Annotated in this window: 3 protein-coding genes; 2 read left to right on the top strand and 1 reads right to left on the bottom strand. The window is 65.5% G+C overall.

Annotation, left to right across the window (positions count from 1 at the left end):
* The first annotated feature begins 109 nt into the window (after nt 1-109).
* Entirely contained in the window at nt 110-241 is a 132-nt protein-coding gene (locus ACFWF3_RS32205; RefSeq protein WP_379317595.1) for a hypothetical protein, read from the top strand.
* Nucleotides 242-283: 42 nt separating this feature from the next.
* Here ACFWF3_RS32205 and ACFWF3_RS32200 read toward each other — a convergent pair whose 3' ends face one another.
* Nucleotides 284-1,300, bottom strand: coding sequence for a zinc-dependent alcohol dehydrogenase family protein (locus tag ACFWF3_RS32200; protein ID WP_379317593.1), 1,017 nt, complete (start codon nt 1,298-1,300; stop codon nt 284-286).
* Between the two features lie 423 nt (nt 1,301-1,723).
* Here ACFWF3_RS32200 and ACFWF3_RS32195 point away from each other — a divergent pair.
* A partial coding sequence (locus tag ACFWF3_RS32195) for an NAD-dependent epimerase/dehydratase family protein (RefSeq protein WP_379317591.1) occupies nt 1,724-2,440 on the top strand: 717 nt, incomplete at its 3' end.

The following is a 2,440-nucleotide window of genomic DNA, read 5'->3' as shown; positions in this document are numbered from 1 at the left end:
TGCTCTTTTTTTTTTAAACACCACGGCCACCGCCGCTGGGGTTTTTCTTTTTCGCAAACGCCAATTTTTGGGGGGGCGACCGCCAACGGGCGCCGGGGGGGGGGCGGGAATGCTTCCCGCGCCCCACGGCAATATCGGTCGCCGAAAGGCAGCGCGCGACTACGCGCCGGGGCCTGTCGCGGCGTTGCCGGGACTCACTATGGCGGCCCTGGCCGCGGCGGTGAGCTGCCGGCTCGGTTGACGGCCACCGACCTTGGTCGTGCGGGATCCGACGCGCCCAAAATTACGGTAGTAGTAGGGCTTTGACGGCTCGGCGTTCGTTCATCGCGCGGTAGCCCTCGGCGATCCGGTCCAGGGGGAGCACGAGGTCGAAGACTCGGCCGGGGTCGATGCGGTCGGTGCGGACGCGGTCGATGAGATCGGGAAGGAACCGGCGCACGGGGGCCGCGCCGCCGCGCACACCCACTGCGGACGCGAGGATCTCGGCACTGTCGAGTTCGACAGCATGGGGGATACCGACGACGCCCAGATTCCCGCCCTCGCGGGTCGAGCGCAGAGCCTGGGTCACCGACTCGCCGGTGCCGACGCATTCCATCACCGAGTCCGCGCCGATGCCGCCGGTGAGCTCCAGCATTACCGCGACGCCCTCCGTGCCGCGTTCGGTGACGATATCGGTGGCGCCGAACGCCCGTGCGAGCTTTTGTCGTGCGGGATGCCTGCTCATCGCGATGATCCGTTCGGCGCCCAGTTCCCGTGCGGCGAGCACGGCGCACAGCCCGACCGCGCCGTCGCCGACCACAGCTGCGGTCGCCCCTGGGTGTACTTCGGCGGCGATGGCGGCGTACCAGCCGGTGCCCATCACATCGGAGAGGGCGAGCAGGCTGGGGAGGTGACGGCGATCAGGGGTCTCGTCGAGCGCGACGAGGGTGCCCGCGGCATTCGGGATACGGATGTATTCGGCCTGGCAGGTGCTCAGGAATGCGCGGTGCACACAGCGGGATTGGTAGCCGTGGCGGCAGTTCGGGCAGGTGTTGTCGGAGGTGGCGAACGAGCCGACGACGAACTGGCCGGGCCGGAGCGTGCGCACCTCTGTACCGACCTCCTCGATGACACCGATGTACTCGTGGCCCATCGGTTGCGGTTCGTGGACGGCCTCGATGCCGCGGTAGACCCACAGGTCCGTCCCGCACACGCAGGTCGCGACGGTGCGGATGATCGCATCGGTCGATGCCTCGATCCGGGGGTCGGGCAGCTGTTCGACGCGGATGTCGCCGGGGGCGTGGATGACGGTGCCGCGCATGAGATCGCTCCTGTCGTTGATCGACCGATTACCCACCTGCAGTGCGTAATGCGATTGTTTCGATCCAAACACAGTGTGGCGCAAAGCAAGACGGGAACGAGAGCTGAGTCGCTTATGTCCCGTTCGGGGCGCCCGCGCCAGGTGATCCTCTGATTCCGCAGCGCATCTGCCGGCCGGGCACCTCGCCGCCGGCACCTCCTCGGCTGTGTCCGATACTCGACCCGGCGTCACATCACGACTCGCACTGCGAACGCAATATTGAAACCTGTTGAGTTGCAACATCATTGGATAACAGCGTGTTACGGTGACTGGACCGTCGGGTTCGGCAGATGTTCCGAAATATCGTGTAGGACAACATCGTTCACAACTCGAGCCATCCACTCGTGATGGTTCTCGACCACTTCTTCTCAGGGGGCCTGAGTGATGCGTGCGTTGGTGACCGGAGGTGCCGGATTTGTCGGTTCGCATGTGACGGATGCGCTCGTGGCACGCGGCGCCGAAGTGCTCGTGGTGGACGACCTCAGCCACGGCAATGTTCGAAATCTCGAGTCGGCGTTGCACCGCGGCGCGAACTTGGTCAGTGCGGACGTCCGATCGGCGGATACCGTCCGCGAGATCATGCAGCGGTTTCATCCGGATGTGGTGTTCCATCTCGCCGCGCAGGTCAGCGTCCATTATTCGATCGCGGATCCGGTGACAGACGCCGAGCAGAACGTGGTCGGTGTGGTCAGTGTGCTGGCCGCCGCAGTGGCCGCCGGGGTGCGGCGCGTGGTGTTGAGTTCGACCGGCGGTGCGATCTACGGCGAGTCCGCGCACTACCCGACACCCGAGGCGACCGCGCCCGATCCACCGTCGGCCTATGGGTTGGCGAAATGGGCGGGCGAACGATACGGGCGCTGGTTCGCCGACACCACGAATATCGATGTCGTGGCCCTGCGATACAGCAATGTCTACGGTCCGCGGCAATCACTCGACGGTGATGCCGGTGTCGTGCTGCGTTTCTGCGCGGCCGCGCTGGATCGTCGTCCGCCGATCATCTACGGCGACGGAATGCAGACCCGGGATTTCGTCTACGTCGACGACGTGGTCGAAGCCAATATCGCTGCCGCGCAATGTGGTCAGCACAGTTTCGGTGTATAC

It is taken from the genome of Nocardia sp. NPDC060220, assembly GCF_042727815.1.
Taxonomy (GTDB): Bacteria; Actinomycetota; Actinomycetes; order Mycobacteriales; family Mycobacteriaceae; genus Nocardia.
The sequence above is the reverse complement of the archived record's forward strand: the minus strand, read 5'-3'. Positions and strand labels throughout refer to the sequence as shown.